Raw genomic sequence first — 20,043 nt, 5'->3', positions numbered from 1 at the left:
GCCTCAGAAGCGCCAGCCGAAGCGCTTGAGCAGTTCCCCGGTCTCGCAGACCGGCAGCCCCATGACCCCGGTGTAGCTACCCGCCAGGTGCTCGACGAACAGCCCGGCGCGCCCCTGGATGCCGTAGGCGCCGGCCTTGTCCATCGGTTCGCCGCTCATCACGTAATGGCGGATCTCGTCGTCGTCGATCTTGCGGAAGCTTACTTCGCTGACCGACAGCACGTATTCGGTCCGCCCTTCATGGCTGACGGCGACCCCGGTCAGCACACGGTGCGTCTGGCCGGAAAGGCGGTACAGGATGTCGCTGGCGTCGGCTTCGTCGACCGGCTTGCCGATGATTTCGCCGGCGAATTCGAGGGTCGTGTCGGCAGCCAGGATGGGGCGCATCGGCAGGCGCCGCTCGGCCAGCAGGTCGATCCCGTGCTCGGCCTTGGCGCGCGCAACGCGCTCGACATATTGGAGCGCCGGTTCGCCGGCATGCACCGATTCGTCCACCTGCGGGTCGCAGCGCAGACCGGCGCGGAAGATCAGGGTGTCGAAGGCGACGCCCATCTGGGTCAGCAGTTCGCGGCGGCGCGGGCTGCGCGAGGCAAGGTAAAGACGCATCATCCCTCCCGGTGATAAGGGTGATTCTTCAATACGCTGACAGCACGGTAGAGCTGCTCGCATAGTACCAGCCGCGCCAGGCCGTGCGGCAGGGTCAGGCTCGACAGGCGCAGGCGGTCGTCGGCCTGCTGCTTGAACTCCTCGTCGAGTCCGTCGGCGCCGCCGATCAGCAGCGCGACGTCGCGCCCGTCCTGCATCCAGGCTTCGAGACGGCGGGCAAGCTTGAGCGTGGTCAGGTCGTCGCCCTTCTCGTCGAGCACGACGATCCGGCAGGACGCCGGCAGGGCGTCGCGGATCCGGCCCTTTTCGGCAGTGAGCAGTTGTTCGCGGGTCTTCGAGCCGCGCGCCTCCGGCCGGATTTCGCTGACGCTGGCCGGCAGTTCGCGCGGCATGCGCTTGAGGTACTCGGCGCAGCCTGCGTTCACCCAGTCGGGTTGACGATGGCCGACGGCGAGCACGCTCAGTTTCATTCCCCGGCGGCCTGTGCCGCCGCCTTGCGACGCTGGGCCGGCGTCGTCTGCCAGAGCTCTTCGAGGTTGTAGTACTGGCGCACGGAGGGTTGCATGACGTGGACGATGACATCGCCGAGGTCGACCAGCACCCACTCGCCTGCGTCCTCGCCTTCCACCGACAGCACTTCGGCGCCGGCTTCGCGCACCTTCTCCTGCACGTTGCGGGCGAGCGCCTTGACCTGCCGGTTGGAATCGCCGGTGGCGATCACCAGGCGGTCGAACATCGAGGTGAGCTTGGTGGTGTTGATGACCTCGATATCCTTGCCCTTGATGTCCTCGAGGGCGGAAACGACGACTTTTTGCAGCTTGCGGATGTCCATCAGGTATTTTTGTAGAGTTGGTGAAGTTCAATATAGTCGAGAACGCTGTCCGGCAGCAAATAACGGGCCGACAGGCCGTTGGCGAGCAACTTGCGGATCTGGGTTGCCGAAATGGCGAGCTGGGTCATCGCGAAGGTGACAATGCCGCCGGCCGCCGCCGTCCTCAGTCCGCCGGCGTCGGGCAGCCGGCGGTCGGCGAATTCGGTCGCCAGTTCGTGCGGCAGGCTGGCGATCTCGACTGGGAAACCCGGCCGGTGCGAGACGGCGATGTGGGCCAGCGCGAACAGGTCGCGCCAGCGGTGCCAGGTCGTCAGCCCGGCGAAGGCGTCAGCGCCGACCAGCAGGACCAGCGATTGCGCGGCGCCCAGTTCGCCGCGCAGGCGCTCCAGCGTATGCACGGAGTAGCTCGGCGCCACCGCCTCAACCTCGCTGGCATCGACCGAAAAACGGTCGTTTCCGGCGGTCGACCGCAACACCATCTCCAGGCGCTGGCGGGCGGTGACCTGCGGCGTGCCGCGGTGCGGCGGCTGGCCGGCGGGAATCCAGCGCACGCCGGCGAGTCCGAGGTGGCCGATCGACTCCTCGGCGAGGCGAAGGTGGCCGAAGTGGACGGGATCGAAGGTGCCGCCGAACAGGCCGAGCGGTTCAGACAATTTCGGGCGATCCGAAGATGTCACGGTAACTGGCGTAGAAGCTGGCGTAGACGGTGGAAAAGACGATCAGGGCGAACAGGGTCATCAACGGCATGATGACGAAGGCGCCGACGCCACCACCCTCCCCGCCGGCCAGCACGGCGGCCAGCAAAGCGAAGACGAGCCCCGGGATGACGCCGGCGACCAGCAGCAGGCCCAGGCTGTAGGTGAAAAAGGCGCGCCAGTTGAGCCAGCAGGCAACGAAGCTGAAGAACAGCGCCTTGCCGACGCCCAGGCCATGCCAGGCGGCGAGCACCGGCGCGAACCAGTAGGCCATCAGCACCGGCAGCATCAGGATCATGACGAACAGCGCCGGCAGCATCAGGTTGCCGCTTTCGATCGTTTCCTTGTCGGCCGGGCTGCCGGAAAGCATGAAGCGCAGCAGTTCGCCGCCATCGATCAGCGCCGAGAGACCGAGGACGCCCAAGGTGCAGCACAGGTACAGGGCGCCGAGCGCAACCAGCGTGCGGGTGTTGGTCTTGAGGCCGCCGAACAGGGTCTGCAGGCCGGCGCTCTGCCCGCGCTCGAGATTGCGCGCCGCCTGCATGAGGCCGACCGAGAGCCCGGGGATGACCAGCGACGCGGCCAGCGCGCCGATGACCGGCAGCACGTTGAGGAAGAGGACGGTCAGCCAGTAGCTGACGACCAGCATCGTCAGCAGCGGCGGATTGCGCCGAAAGATCGCGAAGCCGGCCGGAAGCCAGCGCCAGCCCGCGGCGGCGGGCAGTGTCTGCACCTGCATCGTCAGGACTCCACGAAAATGTCGCGGTACGACGCGTACACCGCTGCCGAGACGATCGGCAACAGCAGCAGCAGGCCCAGACCGAGCGGCAGCATGGCGAAGAACAGGGAAACGACGAGGAAGATGCCGAAAATCACCATCGCCAGCCAGTTCTTGGCGCCGGCGTCGAAACTGGCGCGCATCGCCGCTCCCGGCTTCATGTCGTGGAAAAAGACGAGGGCCGGCGCGAACCAGGTGGCCATGATGACCGGCACCGACAGCACGAGGACGACCACGCCGGCGAGCATGACGCCGCCGAACGCGATGCTCAGTCCGGCGATCTTGCCGGTGACGACGCCGCCGATCACGCCGCCGCTGACCAGGAGGAAGGCGATGAAGGCGAGGCCGAAGATGCCGATGGCGAAAAAGACGCCGACCATCACCAGTTGCCCGGCGTTGTGATGGAAGCCGGCGAACAGGTCGGCCACCTCCGGCTGCTGGCCGGATTCGAGGTGGCGGGCGATCTGCACCATGCCGGCGCCGAACAGGGGGGCCAGCAGGTGGGCGGCCACCTGCCCGAACAGGGGCACGATGGAGATGGCCATCAGGATGACCAGCAGCAGCATCGTGGCGCCGATCCAGACGCCGGGATTGGCGAGGAACATGGTCCAGCCCCGGCGCAGCCAGCCGAAGCAGGCGCCGGGCTCGACGTCGCGGCTGACACCCCGGAATGCTGCCGGAAGCGCGGGAAGATGGGTACTTTCGTCCATACCGGGATGCTAGCGGGGCAATTCGTCCGGGGCAAGGCGCAGACGCTGCAAAAGATCACCGAAATGGTCGGGGTCCTTGATCGTTACCACACTGCCCGGCCGCGGGTGGTGGCGGACCTCCAGGCGCAGCAGCCAGAAGCGCAGCGCCGCCGCGCGCCGCATGGCCGGCCACGCCGTCGCCTCGGCTGCCAGCAGCGGACGCCGGGCACCATAGCCGGCGACCATGGCGCGCAGGCTGGCGTCGTCGGCGCACCAGTCGTTGGCCGCCACGGCGAGGTCGAACAACAGGCAGTCTTCGCCGGCGAAATAGAAATCGAGGACCCCGCCCAGCCGGTCGTCCTGCCACAGCGCGTTGTCGCGAAAGAGGTCACCGTGGACGATGCCGCGCGGCAGGCCGGAATAATCCTGTGCCGCCTGGAAATCGAGCTCGGCGAGCAGTCGACCGCGTTCGTCTGCGGTCAGCAGCGGCGCCAGGGCGCGCCCGGTCGCTTCGCGCCAGGGCGCGCCGCAGGGATTGGGCAGGGGCGCCGGGAAGTCGGCACCGGCCAGGTGCAGGCGGGCCAGCATTTCACCGAGCGCCCGGCAATGCGCCGGCGTCGGCGCCTCGATGCAGGCCCCCGGCAGGCAGGTGAACAGGGCCGCCGGCTTGCCGGCCAGCGGACGCCAGTAGTGGCCGTCGCCGGTCGCCAGCGGGCGCGGGCAGGGAATCCCGCGCAGGGCCAGGTGGTCCTGCAGGGCCAGGTAGAACTTAAGGTCGTGCGGCGCCAGGTGCTCGAACAAGGTCAACACCCGGCGCTCCCCGCCGGCCGTCACGAAATAATTGGAATTCTGCATGCCGGCGGCGATGCCGGCGAAGTCCTCGAGCGGCCCGACAGCGAGCGGCGCGAGCCAGGCTGTCAGTTCATCGCGCCCGACCGAGGTGTAGACCGACAAGACTTACCAGGATTTGATGAGCCACATCGGCGCCCGCGGCGCCGGCCCGATGGCGTCGGACTGGATGAAGTTGCCGTCGCCGCGCTGGTCGACCAGGTAGTAGGCCGGGCCGACGGCCGGCGTGACGCGGATCATGTAGAGCCGCCCGTTGGAACGGTATTCCTCGCGCGTTTCGCGCTCGGTCTTGACGATGGTCACCTGCGGCTCGAGCGCCGCGTCGAAGGCTTCCATCTCCGGCGGCGGCGGCGGCACGGCGGGCAACGGCTGGAGATCGTTCGGCGGTTGCTGGGCCCAGACCGGCAGGGCGGCGAGCAGGAGGACGGGGAGAAGTTGGCGCATGGACGGGATCCTGTATGAATAGACGCGATTCTATTACAGGTTGAGCATCAACTCGCGCTCGCCGGGCAGCGGACCGAAGGGGCGCGCCTCGTAATGCTTGAAAATCGCCTCGACGACCTGTTCCGGTTCGTCGATCAGCTGGATCAGGTTGATGTCCTCGGGATCGACCATGTTTTCGGCGACCAGCCGGTCGCGGAACCAGTCGATCATGCCCTGCCAGAACGCGGAGCAGACGAGGATCAGCGGAATTTTGCGCGCCTTACCGGTCTGGATCAGCGTCAGCGCCTCCATCAGCTCGTCGAGCGTGCCGAAGCCGCCGGGCATGACGACGTAGGCGCTGGCGAAGCGGACGAACATGTACTTGCGCGCGAAGAAATGGCGGAAGGTCTGCGAGATGTCCTGGTAGGGGTTCGCCATCTGCTCGTGCGGCAGCTGGATGTTGAGGCCGACCGACGGCGACTTGCCGTGGAAGGCACCCTTGTTGGCCGCCTCCATGATGCCCGGGCCACCGCCGGAGATGACCGAGAAGCCCGAATCGGAGAGCAGGCGCGCCGTGCGCTCGGTGAGGTCGTAATAGGGCGACCCCGGCGCAACGCGCGCGCTACCGAAGATGGTGACCGCCGGCTTGATCGCCGCCAGGCGTTCGGTCGCCTCGACGAACTCTGACATAATGCCGAAAATCCGCCAGGATTCCCGGGCCGACGCCGTCTGCAGCAGCGCCTCGGACTCCACGCCCATAACCAGCTTGTCGCTTTCCGTCACTCTCATGCCTCTCCTGTTGTTGGTGGACGGTTCGTCCTACCTTTACCGCGCCTTCCACGCCCTGCCCGACCTGCGCAACCAGGCCGGCGAACCGACCGGCGCACTGTACGGCGTGCTGAACATGCTACGTCGTCTCGAAAGCGACTACAAGGCGGACTACAAGGCCGTCGTCTTCGACGCCAAGGGCAAGACCTTCCGCGACGACTGGTATCCCGAGTACAAGGCGCACCGGCCACCGATGCCGGACGACATGATCGGCCAGATCGAACCGCTGCATGCGGCGATCAGGGCATCCGGCTGGCCGCTGCTGATGGTCGACGGCGTCGAGGCCGACGACGTGATCGGCACGCTGGCCACGGCTGCTGCGGTCGACGGTCTGGAAACGCTGATTTCCACCGGCGACAAGGATCTGACCCAACTGGTCGGCCCGCAAGTGCGCTGGTACAACACGATGAGCAACGAGCTGCTCGACGAAGCCGGCGTCGAGGCCAAGTTCGGCGTGCCGCCAGGCAGGATCGTCGATTACCTGGCGCTGGTCGGCGACACGGTCGACGGCGTGCCCGGTGTGCCGAAGTGCGGCCCCAAGACCGCGCTCAAGTGGCTGGCGCAATACGGCTCGCTCGACGGAATCATCGCCCATGCCGACGAAATCGGTGGCGTCGTCGGCCAGAACCTGCGCGATCACCTCGCCTTCCTGCCGCTCGGAAAAAAGCTGGTCACGGTCGCCTGCGACCTGTCGAACTTGCCCGCTCCCAAGGCGTTGACCGCAACCGAGCGCGACATCGACGCCTTGCGCGAGCTCTACACCCGCTACCAGTTCCGTAGCTGGCTCAACGAGATCGACGGCCCGCAGGCGGCGGCCAATATCCCGGCCAGAGAATCGACGCCGAGCGCTACCAAGCAGCCGACACCGGCCATCGCCGTCAATTACGAAACCGTCCTCACCTGGCCGCAATTCGATGCCTGGCTGGCGAAGATCGAGGCCGCTGAACTGACCGCGCTCGACACCGAAACCACCAGCCTCGATTCCTTCGCTGCGCGCATCGTCGGCATTTCGCTTTCAGTGACGCCGGGCGAGGCCTGCTACATCCCGCTCGCTCACACCGCCCCCGGCGTCGCCGACCAGCTCCCGCGCGACGAAGTGCTGGCAAAGCTCAAACCCTGGCTTGCTGCGGTCGACCGCAAGAAAGTGCTGCAAAACGCCAAGTACGACCAGCATGTCTTCGCCAACCACGGCATCGCACTGGCTGGCATCGCCCACGACACCATGCTGCAAAGCTACGTGATCGAATCCGACAAGGGCCACGACCTCGGCCAGCTGTGCACCCGCCACCTCGGCCTCGACACCATCGCCTACGAAGACCTGTGCGGCAAGGGCGTCAAGCAGATCGGCTTCGACCAGGTCGACATCGAACGTGCCGCCACCTACGCGGCCGAGGACGCCGACGTGACGCTGCGCGTGCACAACGTGCTGCACCCGCGCTTCGCCGGCGAGCCCGGCCTCTCCCGCATCTATCACGGGATCGAGATGCCGGCGCGCGAGGTCATCTGGCGCATGGAGCGCAACGGCATCCTGATCGACGGCGACCAACTCGCCCGCCAGAGCCACGAGATCGGCCAGAAGATCATGGCGCTCGAAGCGCAGGCTTGCGAACTCGCCGGCCAGCCCTTCAATCTCGCCTCGCCCAAGCAACTCGGCGAAATTCTCTTCGGCAAGCTCGGCCTGCCCGTCAAGAAGAAAACCGCCTCCGGCGGCCCGTCGACCGACGAGGAAGTGCTCTCCGAACTCGCCCTCGACTATCCGCTGCCCAGGCTGCTGCTCGAACACCGCAGCCTGTCCAAACTGAAAGGCACCTACACCGACAAGCTGCCGCGCATGATCAACCCCGAAACCGGCAGAGTGCATACTCACTTCTCGCAGGCTTCCGTGGTGACGGGACGGCTCGCCTCCAGCGACCCCAACCTGCAGAACATCCCGGTACGCACCGAGGAAGGCCGGCGCATCCGCACCGCCTTCGTCGCCCCGGCCGGCAGCAGCATCGTCTCGGCCGACTATTCGCAGATCGAACTGCGCATCATGGCCCATCTTTCCGGCGACGAACGCCTGCGCGATGCCTTCGCCCACGGCGAGGACGTACACCGCGCGACCGCCGCCGAGATTTTCGGCGTCACGCCGCTCGAAGTCGGCCCCGACCAGCGGCGTGTCGCCAAGAGCATCAACTTCGGCCTGATCTACGGCATGAGTGCCTTCGGCCTCGCCCGCCAGCTCGGTCTCGAACGCAGCGCGGCGCAGACCTACATCGACCGCTACTTCGCCCGCTACCCCGGTGTCGCCCGCTACATGGAGGAAGCCCGCCAGACAGCGCGCGACAAGGGTTACGTCGAAACCGCCTTCGGTCGCCGCCTGTGGTTCCCCGACATCAAGTCGAGCCAGGCGATGCGCCGCCAGGGCGCCGAACGCGCGGCGATCAACGCGCCGATGCAGGGCACCGCCGCCGACCTGATCAAGCTGGCGATGGTTGCCGTGCAGAACTGGCTGGACAGCCCAGGCAGGCGGTCCCGCCTAGTGCTGCAGGTCCACGACGAACTGGTGCTGGAAGTGCCGGACGATGAACTGACGGCCGTTCGCACCCACCTGCCGCGCCTGATGGGCCAGGTCGCCGAACTGGCCGTGCCGCTGGTCGTCGAGGTCGGCATCGGGCCGAACTGGGAAGCGGCGCACTGATCCGGTGATGCCGGCTGGCAGTTTCAGGCCGGGGACCGGCCGGCGATGCCGAGACGCTCGCAGGCGGCCAGCGCTTCCGCCACCGAAATGTCATTCACGTCGAGCGAGGGCGGCTGCAATACCTGATGCGGCACGCCCCAGGGATGCCAGCGGGCGGCATCCGAGTTGCCGAAGAAGCAGACGATCGGCTTGCCCAGGGCCGCACCGACATGCATCGCCCCGCCGTCCGAGCAGATCATGCTGTCGCAGGCGGCGATGCCGGCGATGAGCTGGTCGAGATGTTCGGTCCGGTAGGCGAGCACCGGCAGCCCGGCGGTCGCCGCGACGATCTCGCGAGCCTTGTCGTCATCCCCCGGATGCATCGGATTGTCGCTGCTCCCCGGCGCCCAGAACAGCATGAAGCGGGCGTCGCAGCGCGCATGCAGCAGCCGCATCAGTTCGATGAACCGCTCCGTCGGCCAGCGCTGGGGGACCTTGCGGGCGCTGACGTGAATGGCGATGGTCGGCCCGGCGACACTCCCCGCCTCGTCGTCCAACCGGGTCCGGGCGCGTTGCAGCAGATCGGGATCGGGGACTAGTTTCATCGCCGGCGGCGTACCGTGGATACCCAGCGGCGCCAGCAGGGCGAAGGCAATTTCCACTGCATGCCGGTGGGCCGGATTCACCGTCAACGCCTGGTCGAGACGCCGGTCTGCAGCCTCACCCGGCATGGCATAGCCAATGACCTGGCCAGGGGCAATCCAGCGTGCGAGCTTCAATGTGCGCTTCGTATCGCCGTCATTGGCCAGCACCATGCAATCGTAGCCTTGAGCACGAAGACTTAGCATCAGCCGCAGGCGGCGTCCGTAAACACCGAGTGTGCTCTCCCCGACTTCCCGATGCTTGGCCTTGGTGTAGGCGTAGACATGGTCTATGTCCGGATTTCGTGCCAACACCGGGCTATTGTAACTATTGACCAGGGCATCAATGCGGGCGCTCGGAAAATGCGCGCGCAAAGCGCTGAACAGTGGCGTGGTACAGATGAGATCGCCAATGTTGTCGCGCCGGACAACGATGATTTTTCTAATATCCTTCATGATCATTCCTGATCCCCCTGCCTGATGGCCGATCAGGGCGCCGCAAATTAGCCAAAAAAGATATCCCAGCTCGCGCACGAAAAAGTCATCAGTCATGTTTTTGGCGAATACGCCGGCACAGATTGCAACGCCTGCAATACCGAACCACCCGTCTTCGATTCCACGAAACCCGGGCACCCGCATCATCCAGGCCACTGCGCCGAATAGCGCCAGAAAAACCAGCAGGCCTGGCACACCGAGCTGCACCAACCGGTTGACCAGCATGTTGTGCGTATGATCGAACGGTGGCTGTGCCAAGGGATGGCCGGCATATTGGCGACTGTAGGCATTGCGCCCCATGCCGGCGCCAATCAACGGATGCCCGAGCGATTCACTGACGGCGAACTTCCATACCGGAAGACGCCCGTCGGCATTCAGTGCGGCTCCGATATCCACCGACTGGGCAACACTGGCCGTACCGATCCGGCTGCTCGTCTGAATGTGAAACAGGCTACCCAGCACGACGACGAACGCCGCCAAAGCGAGCAGGTAACGCGGCTGGCGCAGACGGCGGGCGAAAAAGGCACCGGCGACCAGGATCTGGATGGCCACCGCGACATAGATCTGCCGGTTGGCTGTCGCATAGATGGCGGCGAAATTCGCCACCATCAGGAGGGACAGGAACAGGCTCCACGGCCTGTCCCTCCGTCGAAAGGCCTGCGCGGCCAGCAACGCGATCACGGGCAGCACGGTAACCAGATAGGTACTGAAATTACCCGGTCCCGACTTGTAAGTGGCGACCCAGGGACCTTTTGTGGTCCCGCCCGAGGCCCAGACGGCCAGGCAATAACCGACCAGAAACAAGTTTCCCCCGACCAGAGCGCCGGATAACCACCTCCAGCCTTTGTCGTCGCGACAAAGATTGACGCCCAGCCAGAAAAAAATGGCCGCGAACAAAATCTCCTGCCTTATTTCCTTCAGGCTGTACGAGAAATCCGCAGCCCAGAACAGGCCAAGTCCGGCAACCAGGGCATATGCGAGCCAAAGTCGCGCCAGCGGCAGGCTGAGGGCTGCCCTGCTCTCCTGCCAGGATCTCCGGAAATGTATCCCGGCCACTGATACGACGAGGAAAAACAGGGCATTGCGCAGGCCAACCGTCCCCTCGATCGGCAGGACGACCACCAGGGCGGCAAGCGGGGCGAGAACCCAGGCAGGTGTACGTACGCTATTTTCGTTCATAGTCGGTTCGACAATTCATTCCTGACGGCTCACCGCACGCTCAACTGCTCGAAATGTGCCAGATACGAGCGAATCGTCGCCTCGGCGCTGAAGCGCTCTACCTGCTCGTCGCCGATCTCGGGATACGCATTCAGGGCGGCCCGAATATTGGCGGCCAACGCGGGCGCATCGCCTACCGGTGACAGAAAACGCTGCAGCTCCCCGGTCAGAATCTCGCTCGGCCCGGTCGGGCAGTCGGTGCTGACCACCGGCGTGCCGATGATCAGGGATTCGATCAGGACCGTCGGCAGCCCCTCGCTGTCGGACGACATGGCCAGCAATGCCGCGTTCTTGATCCACGGGTAGGGGTTCTGATGGAATCCGGCGAATATCACGCTCTCGGCGATACCCAGCTCCGCCGCCAGACGCCGCATTTCCTTTTCGTAGGCCACGCCTTCCGGGCCGCTGACGCCGCCCAGCAACACCAGCGGCAGATCAACGCCGGCCAATGCGTAGGCGCGCAACAGCAGGTCCTGGCGCTTGCGCGGCGTCAGCCGGGCGACGTAGAGAATGTAGGGCGACGCCGGGGTGGCCGCTGGTTCGGCCGCCAGCTTGCGCAACTGCTCGAAATTGAACGGATTGTAGATCGTGGTGATCGAGGCCGGCTGCAGGCCGACGGTGTTGATCAACTCATCCTGCAGGGCTTTCGAGACGGTTACCAGATGCCCGCCATAGGTCTTGCGGAATTTCTTCAGCCAGCGGGCCTTGCGGATGGCGCGCTTGAAACCCCTGGTGTCGCCCATCTTGGCGTTCAGGAAATGAACCAGCGAATTGCGGTAGCGGATGAAGACCGGCTTCAGGCCCGCCATGCGGGTCAGGCGATCCGAATCCTCGGCATTGGAAATGAAGAAATCGAAGGGCTTGCCGTCGGCCTCGATCTCGCGGACCAGCTTGCGGATGCGGCGAACGTAGCGCAGCTTGTTCAGCGGACGCCAGTCGGCAAGGCGCTCCTGCTCGCTCACCAGATGGATCGGCACATTGCCCACCCGATGCTCGATCGGGGGATGCAGGACGAAGACGCGGGCATCGTGGCCGAGTTCGATGAACTTCTCGGCGAAGTTGAGCGCAACACGCTCGGCGCCCCCGCCCATCAACGAATCGACGAACAGTCCGACGCGGCGTCTCTGCTGGTTTTCCGAAGTCATTTCCCATCCTTTGCAAGGCGGATGCCGGCCACGCTTTCGACGGCCTGCATCACCCGGTTTTCATCGATCTGCTGAATGCAGCGCGGATTCCCGCATTCGGCGACGCTGCGCCAACAGTGGCGCACCCAGGGTAGCGGCCGCTCGAAAATGAGGTTCTGGTCGCGACAAGCGATGTCCTCGATCCAGACCACCGCGAACGGGCTGTCGCGCCAGAAACGGCCCGGCCCCGAAATTATCGGCGAACCGGGCCCGAACAGCACCACCGCCGGCGTACCGGTGAGGCGCGCCAGGTGGGCCACGCCGGTATCCGGGCTGACCAGCACGGCGGCGCCGGCCAGCAGATGCCACAGTCCGGCCAGGTCGAGCTTGCCCGCCGTGGTCGGGAAACGCCCGGCGGGGTCGGCCGCGCGCACCAGGTCCAGCTCGCGCGGTCCGGCCGACCAGACCACCCCGACCCCGGCCGCCGCAAACGCCGCCGCCAGCGCCTGCCAGCGTTCGGCCGGCCACAGCTTGTGCGGACTCGAGGCACCCAGGTGGAGCACCGCGTAAGGCGCCGCCGGCATGGCGGGAAAATCCGCCGGACGCGCCGGCGCCGGCCATTCGCCGGCGACGAACGGCGCAGGCCATTCGCCGGCGACGAACGGCGCAGGCGCCGGCCCTGGCGCCAGCCGGCTGGCGATATCACCCCAGGCCTCGGCTTCCTGCGGCCAGTCGACATGCTCGTCGACCGGCCAGTCCTTGCTCCCCCCGGGGCCGCCGGCGAAGGCGGTGATCCAGCGCGCCCCCATCGCTTTCGCCACCCACGACCAGCGGTTGTCGGCGGGAACCAGTGCCCAGTCGTAGGGGCCGCGGGCGAGCAACTTGCGATGGGCGTCCACCGAGCGCGGATCGTAGGGCAAGGCGCGCACACCGTACGGTGCCCCGGCGAAGATCGGCATCCAGGCGACCGGCACCAGGACATCGATCAGGGCCTCGGGATAATCGCGGCGCAGCTTCTTGAAGAGGCCGGCCAGCATGATGGTGTCGCCCAGCAGGAGGTGATGGGCGATCAGGATGCGCCCGAGGCGCCGTGGACGGCGGCGCCCGACCAGCAGGCGCGGCAGGGCGTGGCCGAAGACCTGCAGGCGCGGCCACAGGCGGCTCGGCCGGCCGCTAGCCATTGCCCGCTCCCGCGTCGCGCCAGGCAGCGAGTTGCGCAAGCGACTCGTCGAGGATCAGCAACTGGAGCAACTGCTCGCCGTAACCGCCCGCGCTGCTCCAGCCGTGCACCGCCTGGCCAAGCGCTGTGGCACTCAGCTGGCCATCCGTGTGGGCTGCAAGCCGTTCCGGCAGGCCGGAAAGACGCGGCCGCAAGGACTGTAGTAGCGTGCTGACCGGTGGATTGAACCCCATTTTCTTGCGCGCGAAGAAGGCGAATTCCTCCGCCTGCGGACAGACGCCCGCCAGCGCCCGCTTGGCCGGCTCGGAAAAGCGTTCGGTGGGCGGCATGGCCAGCACGCGCCCGACGAAGACATGGTCGAGCAGCGGCGCCCGCGCTTCCAGGCCATGCGCCATGGTCAGCAGGTCGGCCTTGCGCAGGATGTATTCGGGCAGGTAGTTTTCACCGTCGACCGCCAGCAATTGTTCGATCGGCGAGCAGTCCCCGAGATTTTCGGGGATGCGCCACCAATGCGGTCGGGCCGCAAAATCGGGTTGCAGGGCCAGGCGCTCGCTCAGGCCGATCCCGGAAAAGCGCAGCGGGTAGGCGGACAGCCAGTCCAGCGAGGCTTCCAGCACCAGGCGAGCAGCCTTGCCGGGCACGATGGCCGGTGCCGGGCGCACTTGCGACCAGGCGGGCAGATGGCGTCGCCACGCCGAACGCAGATGCTGGCGGTAGCGCTTGTAGCCGGCGAACAGTTCGTCGCCGCCATCGCCGCAAAGGACCACCTTGACGTCCTCAACCGCCGCCCGCGCCAGATACCAGGTCGGGAAGCTGGAAGGATCGGCGAACGGCTCGTCAAGGTCGGCCACGATCTGCGCGAAATCGGCGACCGGATCCCGCGGCATGACGATACGGTCGTTGCGCATCCCGAGCCGGCTGGCGATGGCTGTGGCACGGGCGCTTTCGTCGAGCGCCGGATCGTCGAACGCGGCGGTGAACGTGCGGATGTTCGAGTACCCCTGGGCGACCAGACGACTGGCGAGGACCGTCGAATCGATCCCGCTCGACAGGAACAGTCCGACCGGACGGTCGGCCGCCGTGCGCAGGGCGATGGCATGATCCAGTTCCACCTGCCAGGTGTTTCCGTCATCCGCCAGCGGCTGCGGCGACCAGTAGCGCCATTTCCTCAGTTCGCCGGTCGCCGGCGTGAACTCCAGGCAATGCGCATTCTCCAGCCGCTGGACATGCTGGAAAACGGTGCGCGGCGCGGGAATCGTCCGGTGCGTCAGGAAGGCGTCGATGCCCTCCGGCGAAAAGGCGCGCCGCGCCGGCGGCAGGTAGGGAAGGACGGCGCGGACCAGCGAGGCGAAGGCGAATTCCCCGGCGGCGCCGTCGTGGTAGTAAACCAGCGGCTTGAGGCCCAGCCGGTCGCGGCCGCAGAACACCTTGCCCAGACGCAGGTCGACGACGACCAGCGCGAACATGCCACGCAGGCGCGGCAGCAGCCCCTCCCAGCCCCAGTGTTCGTAGGCGCGCAGGATGAACTCGGTATCCGAGGTCGTCGTGAATTGGTGGCCGCTGCGCTGCAGGAAGTCCTTGTCATCTTCCCAGCCATAGACCTCGCCGTTGTAGCACAGCCAGACCGAGCCGTCGTCGTTGCGCATCGGCTGGTCGGCGAGCGGGCGCGGATCACGGATCGACAGGCGGGCGTGCAGCAGGGCGTGCTGCAGGCCGGCGACATTCTCGTGCCGGGCGAAAGGCGAATCGGCCCGCAGGCTGCCGGCGACATGGAAGGCATCCGGCCCGCGCCGGGCGATGGCGGAGCGCATCGCATCGATGGTCGCGGCAGGAATCGAACGATGCCCGAAGAAGCCGGCGATGCCGCACATGGCTCAGCCTGCCCCGGGGCGCCCGAAGCGGCGGAAGATCGCTTCCATCCGGTCGAGCATCAGCGCCTCGCCGCAGCGCGCCTCGGCCAACTGCCGGGCCGCCTGGCCGAGGCCGGCGGCCAGTTTTGGATCGTCCAGCAGGCGGGCCAGCGCAGTTGCCAGCGCTTCGGCATCGCGCGGCGGCACGATCAGGCCGGTCTGCCCGTCGTGGATCACTTCGGTCAGGCTGCCGACCGGGGTCGTGACGATGGGCAGGGCGCAGGCCATCGCCTGCATCAGCGCCTGCGAGACGCCTTCGTCGCCCCAGGACGGCAGGGCGAAGACGTCGAGGGCAGCCAGCCATTGTTCAGCGTCGCTACGGTGGCCGACGAAGTCGATGCGGTCGGTGATGCCGAGCGCCGCGGCACGGGCATCGAGGCGATCGCGGTAGGGGCCGTCGCCGATGATCAGCAGGCGCAGTTCGGGACGCGCGGAGAGCAGGTGGCCGAGCGCATCGAAGAGGACGGTGTGCCCCTTCCAGTCGCGCAAAGTGGCCAGAATTCCGATGTAGACCGCAGCAGCCGGCAGCCCGAGCGCCGCCCGCGCGGCATTGCGGTCGCGCGGATGAAAACGCTGGAGGTCGATGCCGGTCGGCACCGAGGTCATGTGTGCTTCCGGGAAACCGTTGTCGGCGACCAGCTGGCGCTTCAGCGCCTCGCCGGTCACCACCACGTGGGCGCACCCGCGCTCGTAGAGCCAGCGCGTCCCCCGGCTGCGGTTGACCGGCGTCGACAGGTGGCGGGTGCGGACGATCGGCGGCCCGTCTGCGATCGTCCGGCAGGCCAGCGCCGCCAGCCAGGAATCGGTCGAGCTGTGGGTATTGACGACGTCGAAGCGCTCGGCGCCGAGGAAAGCGCGCAGGGCGAACAGCCCGCGCAGGTTCTTGCGGCCGATCGGCAGCGCCCTTACCGGCACCCCATAGTCGGCCGCCGCGCCGAAGATGGTGGCCTCGGCCGGGCAGACCAGCTCGACCCGATGCCCGCGCCCGATCAGGCCGCGCGCTTCGGTCAGGATGCGGATTTCCTGCCCGCCCCAGCCGCAGGACGCCTCGGTGTGCAGGATCCTCACGCGGCGCCCAGCGCCTCGCTGTGCTTCTGCAGGCTGTGCAGGCGCGCGTAGGCGCCATTGCGGGCCAGCAGTTCCCCGTGCGCGCCGGCCTCGATCACCTTGCCCTCGCCGAGGACGACGATGCGGTCGGCGCGCTCGATGGTCGACAGGCGGTGGGCGATGACCAGCGTGCTGCGGCCGCGCATCAGTTCGTCGAGCGCTGCCTGCACATGGCGTTCAGACTCGGTATCGAGCGCCGAGGTCGCTTCGTCGAGGATCAGGATCGGCGCATTCTTGAACAGCGCGCGGGCGATCGCCAGGCGCTGGCGCTGGCCGCCCGAGAGCTTGACGCCGTTTTCGCCGATCATCGTGGCGAAGCCGTCGGGCAGCGCCTCGATGAAATCCAGCGCATGCGCGGCCTTCGCCGCGGCGCGGATTTCCTCCGGCTTCGCCTCGGCCTTGCTGCCGTAGGCGATGTTGGCGGCGATCGTGTCGTTGAACAGAACGACATCCTGGCTAACCAGCGCGATATTCCCGCGCAGGCTGTCGAGCCGGATGTTCTGCAGCAGGTGGCCGTCGACGCGGATTTCGCCGCCATCGACCTGGTAGAAACGCGGCAGCAAGTTGGCCGCCGTCGTCTTGCCACTTCCCGAGGCGCCGACCAGCGCCACGCACTCGCCCGGCCGGATGGTCAGCGAAACGCCGTCGAGCGCCGGCCGCTCGCCACCCGGATAGGCGAAGGTGACGTTGTCGAACTCGACCAGACCTTGCGCCCGGCCGAGCTCTTCCGTGCCGCGGTCTTCCTCGGTCGCCTCGTCCATCAGCGAAAAAACGCTTTCGGCCGCCGCCAGGCCGCGCTGGATCGGCGCGTTGATGTCGGTGATGCGCTTGAGCGGCGCCAGGATCATCAGCATCGCGGTGATGAAGGAGACGAAGCTGCCGACCGTCGTCTGGTCGTTGGCCGCCTGCTTGAGCGCGACGCCCATGATGACCGCCACGCCGGACGCCGCGAAGAACTGGACGATCGGCGTTTGCGCCGCCATCCCCATGGTCGCCCGCATCGCCAGGCGGCGCTGTTCGCCCACCGACTGGCCGAAGCGCGCCTCCTCGTAGGTCTGGCCGCCGAAGATCTTGAGCACCTTGTGGCCTTCGATGGTCTCCTGCAGCACCTGCGTGATCTTGCCCATCGATTCCTGCTGTCCGCGCGCCACCTTGCGCAGGCGCTTGCTGAAGGTGCGCACGACGATGGCGATGAAGGGCACGACGCTCAGGGTGATCAGCGTCAGCTTCCAGTTCAGGTAGAGCAGCCAGACCATCAGGCCGAAGATGGACAGCGAATCCTTGATCATCGACGTCAGGGCGCTGGTCGCGGCGTTGGCGACGCCGGTCACGTCGTAGGTGACGCGCGACATCAGGCGCCCGGAAAGATTGTCGCTGTAGTAGCGGGTCGGCAGGCGGACCATGCGCGCGAACATGCCCTTGCGCAGTTCGGTGATGACGTTGTTCGACACCCAGCTCATCAGGTAGTCGCCGCAGAAGCCGAAAATCGCGCGGACCAGGAAGAGGGCCATGATGGCCAGCGGCCAGAGCATCCAGTCCCACTCCCCGCTCGCCTTGGAAAACCCGTCGTCCAGCAGGAATTTCATCATCGCCGGGAAAACCGGCTCGGCCAGCCCGGTCAGCCCCATGCACGCCAGCGCGGCAAGGAAGGCCTTCCAGTAGGGGCGCACATAGGTTAGCAGCCGTGCGTACAACTCGCGACTGGTCATGGGGCGTTCTGCGGAAAGTTAAAGGGTGGAATTATACCCGCAGCCTCGGGGCGGCCCACGGACCGGCCGCACGATTCGGCATCGGCGCTCAGGCCAGCAGGCCCTGATAGAGGCCGACCATGCGGCGCGTCATGACCTCGAGATCGTAGCCGACGGCGACGCGTGCCGCCGCCTCGCCGAGGCGGCCGGCGCGCGCCGGGTCGCAGAGCGCGCCCAAGTGCCCGACCAGGGCGTCCCGGTCCTCCCCGTCATGCACGTAGCCGCTGACGCCCTGTTCGATCAGGTCGGCGCCGCCGCAATCGGTCGTTGTCACCACCGGCAGGCCGCAGGCCATCGCCTCCAGGATCACGTTGCCGAACGGTTCGTAACGGGTCGGGAAAACGAAGGCGTCGGCGGCGCCGTAAAACGCCCGGACATCGGGCTGCGCGCCGAGAAAGCGCACGCGGGCGAGGTTGCCGAGGCGTTCGGCGAGCGCCCGGTAGCGTTTTTCGTGCTTGTCCTTGCCGACCACCAGCAGCCAAGCGCTCGCCGGCAGGGCGGCCAGGGCGCGGTCCAGCCCCTTGCGCTCGTAGCCGGAACCGACGAAGAGAAACAGCGGCACGTCCTCGGGAACGCCCAGCGACTGGCGCACCTCCTGGCGCCGGGCCCGGACACCGGGGTTATAGACCTGCGGATCGATGCCGTTATAGACGATCGGCAGGCGCGCGTCGTCGAGCCCGAAATGCTCCTGGATTTCCCGCTTCACCATTTGCGAGATGCAGATCACCGCGCGCAGGCGCGGGCTGGTGAACAGTTCGCTTTCGGCGCGCAGGGTGTAGCGGTTGAACGGACTCAGCGCCAGCGCGCTGCGCGCCACGCCGCCGAGCAGTCGCGCCCGCCGTTCGAGCCAGGCGCGATGGAGGCCATCGCCGGCGCGATAGATGTCGCAGCAGGCGACCTTTTCATGCGACTGCACAAGGTCGAAGCCGCCGTCGCGCACCACCGCGCAGGCCGCCCGCGCGAACCCGGTGTCGCGCCAGGTCCGGCCGATGAAGAAGGGATCGCAGACCAGGCGATGGAAGCTTCCTGCAGGACCGTTCCACCGCCGGGTGATCAGCGTCACATCGATGTCGCTGCGCTCGAGGCCGGCCAGGGCGCGCTCGACGAAGCGCTCCGCCCCGCCGAACGGGTTGTAGCGCTGGCGGATGATGGCGATCTTCAAGGGGCGAGCAGTTCGTACACGGCCGCCAGCACCGTGTCGACGGTCAGCGAGGTCAGGCAGTCGCTGACCTTGCCGCCACCGCAGCCGTCGATGCCGCACGGCCGGCAGGGATGCTGCTGGCTGGCGACCACCCGGAACGGCACGCCCCACGGCCCCCACTGCTTGTCGCCGGAGGGGCCGAAGAGCGCCACCACGGGCGTGCCGACCGCCGCGGCGATGTGCATCGGCGCCGAATCGACGCCGACGAAAAGCCGCGCCGCCTGCGTCAGCGCCGCCAGTTCCTTCAGCGACAGCCGGCCCGCCAGGCTGACCGCCGGTTGCGCGAGGCGCGCCTGAATGGCGTCGACCATCGCCTGCTCGTCACGGCTTGGCGCCGCGGTCAGCACCACGGCATGGCCTGCGGCCTGCAGGCGGGCAACCAGGGCAGCCATCCGCTCGGCCGGCCAGCACTTGAAGAACCAGCGCGACGCCGGATGGATGTGGATGAAATCGCCGCCGCGCAGCCCGAAACCCTGCAGGTGCACCGACACGCTGGCCGTCGCCGGCGCCCCCGGCACCAGCGTCATGCGCCGCTCCTCCGGCGCCGGCTGGATGCCGATCCGGCGCAAGGCGTCGAGATTGGCCTCGACCATGTGGCGCAGCGCATTGCGCGGCGCCCCCTGCAGGTGGGTGAAGCTGCGCTGCCAACGCTTGCCGCGCCCGTCGATCTTCGGCCCGACCGCCCAGCGCGGCCGTAGCAGACGGCACAGCCAGGCGCCGCGCCAGTGCTCGGTCAGGTGGATGACGAGGTCGTAGTCGCGCGCCTGCAGCGTGCGGTAGAGCGCCAGTTCGGCCTGCGCCTGGCCGACGAGGCCGAGCTGTTTCCACTTGCGGTCGATGGTATGCACGTTGGCGATCGCCGGGTGCAGCGTCAGCATCTCGGCCGTATCGGCATAGACCAGCGCGTCGATCTCGGCCTGCGGCGCGTGCGCCTTGAGCACCGAGAAGACCGGCGAACTGACCAGCACGTCGCCGTGATGGCGCAGCTTGATGACCAGCGCGCGGCGGATTTCGCCCGGCGGCACCGCGTCGCGCAAGGGGTTGAAGGCTTCCATGCCCG

The 20,043-nt window shown here is 67.2% G+C and carries 18 protein-coding genes; 1 reads left to right on the top strand and 17 read right to left on the bottom strand.

Features of this window, described 5'->3' with window-relative positions; genetic code table 11:
* Nucleotides 1-3: 3 nt before the first annotated feature.
* From GH660_RS10455 to GH660_RS10415, 9 genes are read right to left on the bottom strand one after another with little or no spacing between them, the layout of a single operon-like run.
* Nucleotides 4-606 carry a nucleoside triphosphate pyrophosphatase gene (locus GH660_RS10455; RefSeq protein ID WP_153146620.1) on the bottom strand — a complete coding sequence of 201 codons (603 nt, stop codon included), beginning with the start codon at nucleotides 604-606 and terminating at the stop codon, nucleotides 4-6.
* A complete protein-coding gene (gene rlmH, locus GH660_RS10450; protein WP_153146619.1) occupies nucleotides 606-1,076 on the bottom strand; it encodes a 23S rRNA (pseudouridine(1915)-N(3))-methyltransferase RlmH in 471 nt (156 codons plus the stop codon). Before rlmH ends, GH660_RS10455 begins: the two co-directional genes overlap by 1 nt.
* Nucleotides 1,073-1,438: a ribosome silencing factor gene (gene rsfS / locus GH660_RS10445; RefSeq protein WP_153146618.1), complete on the bottom strand. Its 366-nt coding sequence runs from the start codon at nucleotides 1,436-1,438 to the stop codon at nucleotides 1,073-1,075. The genes rlmH and rsfS overlap by 4 nt, the downstream gene beginning before the upstream one ends.
* Nucleotides 1,438-2,091, bottom strand: coding sequence for a nicotinate-nucleotide adenylyltransferase (gene nadD, locus GH660_RS10440; protein WP_153146617.1), 654 nt, complete (start codon nucleotides 2,089-2,091; stop codon nucleotides 1,438-1,440). The genes rsfS and nadD overlap by 1 nt, the downstream gene beginning before the upstream one ends.
* Nucleotides 2,084-2,872, bottom strand: coding sequence for a BPSS1780 family membrane protein (locus GH660_RS10435; RefSeq protein ID WP_153146616.1), 789 nt, complete (start codon nucleotides 2,870-2,872; stop codon nucleotides 2,084-2,086). Before GH660_RS10435 ends, nadD begins: the two co-directional genes overlap by 8 nt.
* A gap of 2 nt (nucleotides 2,873-2,874) precedes the next feature.
* Entirely contained in the window at nucleotides 2,875-3,621 is a 747-nt protein-coding gene (locus tag GH660_RS10430) for a BPSS1780 family membrane protein (RefSeq protein ID WP_153146615.1), read from the bottom strand.
* 9 nt (nucleotides 3,622-3,630) lie between these two features.
* Complete coding sequence (locus tag GH660_RS10425) at nucleotides 3,631-4,554, bottom strand: homoserine kinase (RefSeq protein ID WP_153146614.1); 924 nt, start codon at nucleotides 4,552-4,554, stop codon at nucleotides 3,631-3,633.
* Nucleotides 4,555-4,557: 3 nt separating this feature from the next.
* A complete protein-coding gene (locus GH660_RS10420) occupies nucleotides 4,558-4,893 on the bottom strand; it encodes a DUF2782 domain-containing protein (protein ID WP_153146613.1) in 336 nt (111 codons plus the stop codon).
* Nucleotides 4,894-4,926: 33 nt separating this feature from the next.
* Complete coding sequence (locus GH660_RS10415; protein ID WP_153146879.1) at nucleotides 4,927-5,631, bottom strand: TIGR00730 family Rossman fold protein; 705 nt, start codon at nucleotides 5,629-5,631, stop codon at nucleotides 4,927-4,929.
* A 28-nt stretch (nucleotides 5,632-5,659) separates the two neighbouring features.
* Here GH660_RS10415 and polA point away from each other — a divergent pair, with 28 nt between their 5' ends.
* Nucleotides 5,660-8,380, top strand: a complete 2,721-nt coding sequence (gene polA / locus GH660_RS10410; protein ID WP_153146612.1) for a DNA polymerase I — start codon at nucleotides 5,660-5,662, stop codon at nucleotides 8,378-8,380.
* A gap of 23 nt (nucleotides 8,381-8,403) precedes the next feature.
* Here the strand turns inward: polA and GH660_RS10405 are convergent, their stop codons facing one another.
* The 8 genes from GH660_RS10405 to rfaQ all read right to left on the bottom strand — a co-directional run bounded on the left by GH660_RS10405 (nucleotide 8,404) and on the right by rfaQ (nucleotide 20,038).
* Complete coding sequence (locus tag GH660_RS10405) at nucleotides 8,404-10,674, bottom strand: glycosyltransferase family 9 protein (RefSeq protein ID WP_153146611.1); 2,271 nt, start codon at nucleotides 10,672-10,674, stop codon at nucleotides 8,404-8,406.
* Nucleotides 10,675-10,703: 29 nt separating this feature from the next.
* Nucleotides 10,704-11,858 carry a glycosyltransferase gene (locus GH660_RS10400; RefSeq protein WP_153146610.1) on the bottom strand — a complete coding sequence of 385 codons (1,155 nt, stop codon included), beginning with the start codon at nucleotides 11,856-11,858 and terminating at the stop codon, nucleotides 10,704-10,706.
* A complete protein-coding gene (locus tag GH660_RS10395; RefSeq protein ID WP_153146609.1) occupies nucleotides 11,855-13,018 on the bottom strand; it encodes a glycosyltransferase family 9 protein in 1,164 nt (387 codons plus the stop codon). Before GH660_RS10395 ends, GH660_RS10400 begins: the two co-directional genes overlap by 4 nt.
* Nucleotides 13,011-14,888, bottom strand: coding sequence for an asparagine synthase (glutamine-hydrolyzing) (gene asnB / locus GH660_RS10390; protein WP_153146608.1), 1,878 nt, complete (start codon nucleotides 14,886-14,888; stop codon nucleotides 13,011-13,013). Before asnB ends, GH660_RS10395 begins: the two co-directional genes overlap by 8 nt.
* A 3-nt stretch (nucleotides 14,889-14,891) precedes the next feature.
* A complete protein-coding gene (locus GH660_RS10385) occupies nucleotides 14,892-15,995 on the bottom strand; it encodes a glycosyltransferase family 4 protein (protein ID WP_153146607.1) in 1,104 nt (367 codons plus the stop codon).
* On the bottom strand, nucleotides 15,992-17,743 hold the full coding sequence (gene msbA / locus GH660_RS10380; protein WP_153146606.1) for a lipid A export permease/ATP-binding protein MsbA: 1,752 nt from the start codon (nucleotides 17,741-17,743) through the stop codon (nucleotides 15,992-15,994). The genes GH660_RS10385 and msbA overlap by 4 nt, the downstream gene beginning before the upstream one ends.
* Before the next feature lie 88 nt (nucleotides 17,744-17,831).
* Nucleotides 17,832-18,944 (bottom strand): glycosyltransferase family 4 protein, encoded by a 1,113-nt coding sequence (locus GH660_RS10375; RefSeq protein ID WP_153146605.1) that lies wholly within the window; start codon nucleotides 18,942-18,944, stop codon nucleotides 17,832-17,834.
* Nucleotides 18,941-20,038 (bottom strand): putative lipopolysaccharide heptosyltransferase III, encoded by a 1,098-nt coding sequence (gene rfaQ / locus GH660_RS10370; RefSeq protein ID WP_228276454.1) that lies wholly within the window; start codon nucleotides 20,036-20,038, stop codon nucleotides 18,941-18,943. Before rfaQ ends, GH660_RS10375 begins: the two co-directional genes overlap by 4 nt.
* Nucleotides 20,039-20,043 lie beyond the last annotated feature (5 nt).

The organism is Dechloromonas sp. H13, from assembly GCF_009469615.1.
Classification (GTDB): Bacteria; Pseudomonadota; Gammaproteobacteria; order Burkholderiales; family Rhodocyclaceae; genus Azonexus.
The sequence above is the reverse complement of the archived record's forward strand: the minus strand, read 5'-3'. Positions and strand labels throughout refer to the sequence as shown.